This window comes from Pseudomonas sp. WS 5079 (genome assembly GCF_012985465.1).
GTDB lineage: Bacteria > Pseudomonadota > Gammaproteobacteria > Pseudomonadales > Pseudomonadaceae > Aquipseudomonas.
Genome location: NZ_JAAQWN010000026.1, coordinates 1 through 6,461 on the forward strand (window position 1 = coordinate 1; position 6,461 = coordinate 6,461).

At 60.2% G+C, this 6,461-nt stretch carries 9 protein-coding genes; all 9 read right to left on the reverse strand.

The genetic code is table 11. The features are described from left to right. The coding region (locus HBO05_RS28945; protein WP_172315028.1) for a phage tail length tape measure family protein at positions 1 to 2,429 on the reverse strand (2,429 nt) is incomplete at its 3' end. Positions 2,430 to 2,439: 10 nt separating this feature from the next. Further along, entirely contained in the window at positions 2,440 to 2,733 is a 294-nt protein-coding gene (locus HBO05_RS28950; RefSeq protein ID WP_169872552.1) for a DUF1799 domain-containing protein, read from the reverse strand. 17 nt (positions 2,734 to 2,750) lie between these two features. Then, complete coding sequence (locus HBO05_RS28955) at positions 2,751 to 3,140, reverse strand: phage tail assembly chaperone (protein WP_169872551.1); 390 nt, start codon at positions 3,138 to 3,140, stop codon at positions 2,751 to 2,753. A gap of 3 nt (positions 3,141 to 3,143) precedes the next feature. Next, entirely contained in the window at positions 3,144 to 3,800 is a 657-nt protein-coding gene (locus tag HBO05_RS28960; protein ID WP_169872550.1) for a phage tail protein, read from the reverse strand. Between the two features lie 71 nt (positions 3,801 to 3,871). Beyond that, positions 3,872 to 4,288 (reverse strand): phage tail terminator-like protein, encoded by a 417-nt coding sequence (locus tag HBO05_RS28965; RefSeq protein ID WP_172315030.1) that lies wholly within the window; start codon positions 4,286 to 4,288, stop codon positions 3,872 to 3,874. Continuing rightward, positions 4,285 to 4,713 (reverse strand): HK97 gp10 family phage protein, encoded by a 429-nt coding sequence (locus HBO05_RS28970; protein WP_172315032.1) that lies wholly within the window; start codon positions 4,711 to 4,713, stop codon positions 4,285 to 4,287. The genes HBO05_RS28965 and HBO05_RS28970 overlap by 4 nt, the downstream gene beginning before the upstream one ends. A gap of 11 nt (positions 4,714 to 4,724) precedes the next feature. Further along, positions 4,725 to 5,111 (reverse strand): hypothetical protein, encoded by a 387-nt coding sequence (locus HBO05_RS28975; RefSeq protein ID WP_169872438.1) that lies wholly within the window; start codon positions 5,109 to 5,111, stop codon positions 4,725 to 4,727. Next, positions 5,111 to 6,166 (reverse strand): hypothetical protein, encoded by a 1,056-nt coding sequence (locus tag HBO05_RS28980; protein ID WP_169872439.1) that lies wholly within the window; start codon positions 6,164 to 6,166, stop codon positions 5,111 to 5,113. Before HBO05_RS28980 ends, HBO05_RS28975 begins: the two co-directional genes overlap by 1 nt. Next, positions 6,163 to 6,461 (reverse strand): DnaT-like ssDNA-binding protein (locus tag HBO05_RS29135; protein WP_346343171.1); only part of this gene is annotated, 299 nt, incomplete at its 5' end. The genes HBO05_RS28980 and HBO05_RS29135, both read right to left, overlap by 4 nt.

Consider the following 6,461-nt stretch of genomic DNA (forward strand, 5'->3'; position numbering starts at 1 on the left):
GCCAGCTCCTGCTTCTTGAGCCTTCCCTGCTCATTGGTCGCGATCACCGCCAGCTCGCTATCCGACTCCTGCTGAGCCTTGACCATATTGGCCCTGGCGTCGGCGATCTTCTGGTCCAGCTGGATGCTTTGCGCGGCTGTAGTGGTCTTCTTGCCCTGTGCAGCTTCAAGGGCCGCAATCTCAGCTTCGTAGCCGGCGGTGACTTCATCCTTTTCGGCGCGGATCAAAACTGCACGCTGTGTCGCATAATCAGCTTGCGAAATCAGCCCGGCCTTCTGCGCGGCGTCCAACTGCTTCTGGGTGTTGGCGTATTCGTCCTGAATACCCTTGAGCGCGTTCTGCGCATCGTTGTACGCCGTGAGGTCTACAGCGCCGGCCGAAGCAATTTTCGGATCCTTGTTCTTGTCCTTGATGTTCTGGAGGGTTTTGGCGACATAGTCGGCCTGGACCTTTGGGTCATCAGGGTTCGCTTTTTTCAGCACCTCGACGTCGCGCAAATACGCCTTGGTCAGCTTGTCTCGCTTCTCGGCGTTGCTGAGCGTTGAGTCGCTGATTTGCTTGAGGCGCTGTTCGGCATCAATGCCTTCTTTCTGGATGCGATTACGCTCACCCAGATAGCTATTGCGGGCCTTATCGGCGTCTCGTTGCAGCTCGAGAAAGCCGATCTGAGCCTGAATGTCCGCTCTTTCTTTCGGACTGACAGCGCCGGCGTTCATCCGGGCGCCGCCGACATCGAAGGCATTCGATCCGGTCAACTTGGCTCGCAGGTCTTCAATCTGCTCATCAAGCGTCTTGTCACGACCGACGGTGTTGAGCCCGTCAAGCGCGCCAGCAGCAGCGTCCTTCACCCCCTTCCAGGCTTTCTGCCACAGGCCCAAGTTATCGGTAACCTGCTTGGATCGATCCTGGACGGTGTCCGCATAAGCCTTCGTCAATAGATCGGCTGCGCCTACTGTGTCGCCCTGTTCCTTCAGCGCAACAATCTGCGCATACACGGAGGCAGTGAGGAAGTTGTACTGGTCATTCAGTTCCTTAGCGGCCGCAACAGGGTCCTTCGCAATTTTGACGAACTCAGCAATGGTTGCGTCGACGGACTTGCCCGTTGCGTCCTCCATGGCCGCTGCGGCCTCGGCGATAATGCCGAAACTCTCGCCCGCCACCACCCCGCTACCCGCCAGCTTGGCGAGTGAGGCGGCAGCCTCGCCCGTGGTGCCATTCGTAGCGCTGACTTGGCGGGCCAGGCTTGCGAGCTGATCGGCCGAGGTGCCCGCGTAGTTCCCGGTGAGGATCAATGCCTTGTTGAACTCATCAGCCTCCTGACTACCCTTGTTGTATCCATAAATCAGAGTGCCGATGACGGCTGCCACAGCCGCCACCGCGGCGACCATTCCAAGGATGCTCATGGAGGCGCCGGTTACTGCCGGTGGGAGTGCGCCATATGCCTTCTTGGCGTTCTCCGCAGCTTCTGCTGCCGTGTTCGAGCTTTCCGCCAGGTCCGACAGGCTCTCGCTTGCCTCGCCCGCATTCTCGGCGGTATCTTTCGCCCCTGAGGCGATACCTGCGAGGGATTCCCCCAGCACAGCAGCACCGGCGCCACCAGAAAACAACGACCGGAACTTGTCTTTCAGGGCGTCCATCGTCGGGCCAATGCCGCCGAAGGAGTCCTTGATCTGGCCGCCCTGCTGGATCAGAACCATCAACGGGTTCTGACCGCCCGCCAGGCTGGTGAAGATGTCCGTGAACTGCGCAGGTAATTGCCGAAGCGCCGCCTGCGTCTGCCCCGAACTGATACCGGTTTTCCGAAGCCCCTCATCGAATTCGCCCAGCTTCTGCCGGGACGCGTCGATACGTGTCGAGTACTCGCGGAAGGTGTCGGCATCAATGACGCCGGCGGCCTTGTACTTCTGCAACTGGGCCTGCTGCTGATCGAGCTTGTCGAGCGCGGCCATTGTTGGGTTGAGCTTGCCGAGCAGCTCCTGCAGGCCCTCGGCCTGAACGCCGGTAGCCGCTGCGGCCTTCTTGGTTGCCTCGGCCTGACGATCAGTCGAGCCGACAAGCGCATCCGATTCAGCCTGCAAACGCCGCTGAAGCGCTGCCAGGCTGCTTACCGAGGATCCCGACGACTCAATAGCGGAAGCGTTGGTGTTCACGCTGGTGGTAAGGCGCTGGTAATACTCGCTCGACTCCAGGGAGGCCTTTGCCGTTGCCAGAAGGCGGGCTTTGGCCTCGTCGAGCGTCTCGGAAAGCTTGCGCTCGGACGTCGATAGATCCGCCGTCGCAGTCGCCGCCTTGTCGAAGCCGGCAGACACACCATCAGCCGCTTTCTCAGCCTTGGCGCCGGCCTGTGCGAGATTCTCCAGATCAGAGGTGGCCTTGACCGCTTCGCTCGAATCTACGGCAAGGCCTAACTGCGCGATTGTGCCCGACATGAGTGCTCCATTACTTCGATTCGCTCATGACGAGCAGGGCTTCGGCCTCCATCACCTGAAGGTCAGGAAAAATCTCAGCGATTTGTTTTTTCTTGATGCCGAGGTAGTCGGCTACGTCGCGGATGGCCGTGTAATCGAGTCCAGTTGCGCCGCACGCCCCTGTACGCCATTGCGTGGACAGAGCATTGAAGAGGCAGAAGGCCGGCCAGTTCTCGGCCAGCACTTCGCACACCTTTTCCGGAATGTCTGTCAACGACAAACCGAAAGCCGCCAGATCTGCCTCTGACGGCCCCTGCTCGTACATTTGGCGGGCGACGCTGGTCAGTTTCCCAGGCGGACCGAGGAAAATGCTTTTTGATAGGCCTCGACGATGGCGTCGCCGGCGCCGGCGGAGGTTTCGACCAGAGCGCGGATAGACTCAGAGCTCAGCTTGTCATCGAACCCCCAGCCGGAGACCAGTTGGCTGACTTGCTCCACCTGGCGCTCGATGTGGGAGTCGGTGATATCCACCAGCGTGAGGTCGTCGCCTTTGGCCCTAAGCCGCTCTTGATCTTCCTTAACGCTCTCCTGCCAACCCGCGAACAGCGCCGCCAATTCCTTGCGGTTCCGGTACTTGAACTCAAAAGGCACCTGGATCACTGCGCCGCCGACACGCGGAATATCTACGACTGCTTTGAACGTGGGGTTCTGGGCGATTTTGAACTTGGCCATGGGTTACACCACCGCTGCGTAGCGGGCTGGACGACCGGTCAGTGCAATGCTGATAACGCGAGTCATCAAGTTGTTACGCGACATGGTCGGAGTCGACGTGATCGACACGTATCCGTTGTAAACGATGCTGCTGCCGCCCGGCAGGTTCAGGCGCAGAACACGGGGCTGCTTGTCATCGTCCGCAGCTTCGCAGACATCGACATAGGGCTTGGAAGGATCGTCGGCGACCGTGATGGAAAGCGTGATCGGGTTCTTGGTGGTCGGCATCTGCCGATCATCATCGTCAGCCATGAAACCGTAAGTCAGGAACTGCTGATCGCCGCCGGTGGAGTTCAGTTCGGTGATCTGCGAGATCTCGGTGAACGAGGTCACTTCGCGCGCAGAGCCGACGCCTGAGCCTGCTGGGTATTGCTGCACGTTGGTGGTGCTCACTCCGCCCAGTGCGAAAGTGCCGCTGGCAATGTCCGCCACCCGAACAGCGCGACCGTCGAGACGGGTCCAGCCGGAGTTCACGGCGATGATGTCACCTTCGGCCAGGCCATGCGCCAAAGCTGAGGCCACCGCCGGGTTCGCGTTGCTCAGCGCGGTGAACGGGATTGCCGTACCGTAAGCGGAAGCAATTTCGAACGTTGCGCCGTTGGGCATTTGAATGCCAGCCATTGGTATTTCCTCTTTGCAGATATGAAAAAACCCGCTCAATGGCGGGTTCTTGGTTTGCCCAACGGGCGAATTCAGTTGGTGTCGGCTCGGTACTGGAACGAGGCAGGCACGGTGTAGGTGGTGCCGTCCGTGATGCCAGGCCCGGGCCCGACCGGAGTCAGCACAATGGCGACAAGTCCGGCGCGCGGGATGCGAAGGTTTACGGGAAGCAGAGCGGCCAGTTCGTCGACGATGCCGCTGGCCTCAGTCCGGTACTTGCCGGAAGGCGCAACGATATTCACCTGGAACACACCTACGTACAGGTGGTGGTCGCCGCCAAGCGTGTTACTGGCGGTTACCGCAGGAAGCGTGAAGGCACGCAGGTATGTCTCGCCGGAAGCCGGCGTGTAGGTCTCGTTCTCGACCACCACCTTCAGTGGCTTCGATCGAGCCTTGGCCCAGGCCAGCAGGCGCGACTCAAAAGCCGCTGAAATGATGTTGTGGCTCATACCTGGTTATTCCTGATGGCTTCTTCGACGATCTGCTGGAAGCGTGCGAGCGTGATTTGCACCATGCCTGCGGGCGCCTTTTTCTGTGAGTGCCCATATTCCAGTGGAATTGCGTACACCAGATTGTTGACGATGTAGGCGACCTTCCCGGCCTCAAGCCTGCTGACTCCGGCCACCAGGGCCGCAATAGTCTCGTGCCCGGACTTGTCGAAAGTGTCGATGCTCTGATTCGAAGGGGCGCCCACGGTGAACTGCCAGTTGCCCTTAAATCGTCCGGTGTCCACCGGTGACAGGCGGATGACCGAAGTGCCGATCTCGATCACCACCTCGCGGAACACGTCATCGATGGCTTCCTTTGTCTGCTCAGCGAATGCCGCCAGGCTCTCGGCAAAACTGCCTTTCTGGCCGCCGTAGCGGCTGGTCATGTGATTGGCCATTACTTGCGCACCTGCAGCTCGAAGCCAACCGCCAGGCCGGCGTAGTTCCATGGGCCGACGGCAATCACGGTGTAGGTGGTCCCGTCGAACTTGATACGGTCGTTGCTCAGTGGGATCGGCATATCCGCCCCAGTAAGCTGCACCGGCGACACCAGCAACTTGACGTCGCCACGCACGATCAGTGTGCCGTCGATGTACTTGTTGTCGTATTCCTCTCGGAAGCCGGAGCCGTTCACGACCAGTTCGCTGGGTGCAGGTGGTGCATCCGGGTCGTATTCGCCCAGTGTCTCGCGGCGCAGGACCAGTTCCAGCCCCTTCCCGCCCTTGCTGCGCGGCGCAAGCATCCGAGTGGCCAGGGCCTTTGAGCGGTCATAGATATCTGGCATCACTTGCGCCTTATTTTGTAGATGGCCGAGCATCTGCAGTTGGCACGTTCACTCCAACCAGCCCCCAGACTGGTGTCGCCCGGGTAACGAAGCAGGGCTCCGGTAGGACTCTGGAACGGCTGATCCTTCTGCACCTCTTGCCCGCCCATAACCGAATGGGTGTGGCGGACCTTCTTGTCGCCTCGGTCGCGCCACGTCTTCGTCACTGAGTCACGATCCAAGCCCTGAGCAATCAGCTGCTCGTAAACCTGGTCACGGCCTGCGCCGAAGGACTCCAGCGCCTCGGCCTTGGAAAGCATCTCGGCATATGTCTTCATCAGACGATCAGCATACCGACCAGCGATCTTGTCCACGTCAGCCTGAGCAACGGGTGTACCTGCCTTGATGGCGCGGTTCACGATCCCGTCGAAACGGCGGTCCCGGCGCTTGCGCTGCAAGTACTTGCGCATCTCGTCGGGATTGCCGCCCAACAGCTGGGATCTGGCATTCAGCACGTACTGCGCATAGTTGCCAGGCAGTCCGATAACTCCGCCAGAACGAGCCCCGGTCTGGGCGCTCTTCCGGCCGACCAGATCAAGCGCTGCCTGTCTGGGGGTGCGCACCATTGGTGTGGCGCTTACCTCAACCTGTGCAGCAGCAGGCTGCGCACTGGGCCAACCCACAATGCGGCGTCGACTGCCCATGACTTCGCGAACAGCGGCACGCACATCAATAGCGGCGTTCGCCCGGATCTCTTCTGCCTTGGCCGATACCCACTTCTCAGCCGCAGGCTGTCGGGCGTCAAACTCGAACCGCCCGAGGTCGCGTGGAATGACGATCGCCTTTACCTCAAACTTGGCGCCGGCGATGAATACCGACCTGGCCAACTCAAGGAATGCGGACAGCGCACCAAGGCTGAGCAGCGCAACCAGGCCATCCTCATCCTCTTCAGAGATCAGGCGCTCGACTTCTGCAATTGTTGCTGCGCTGACCACCGTCTTGACCTGATCCAGATAGGCCCGCTGCATCGCAGGCTCCATTCCTTCGATGGCCTGGATGATCTGCGCCGGGGTCATACCACAAACACCGCAGGCAGCGTGTAGCGGGCTACCAGCACAGGGGCAATCATTTCGTCGATGATGCTGATCACCGGGCGGACAGAACCGGCGGCGTCCGCACCCACCGATACGGCGAACTCAGTTTCCAGCGGCCCGACCTTCTCACGCTTGACCATTGAGGCTGACACGAAGTCAGGGCTGAGGCTTCCAGGGTTAAGAGCCTCCCTATAACCAGCTTCAGCAGTTGCGTTTTTCACTTCCGCCGGCACTGTAGAGTCGGATATCGGAAGACCTTCGTAATCCTCCGCGCCTC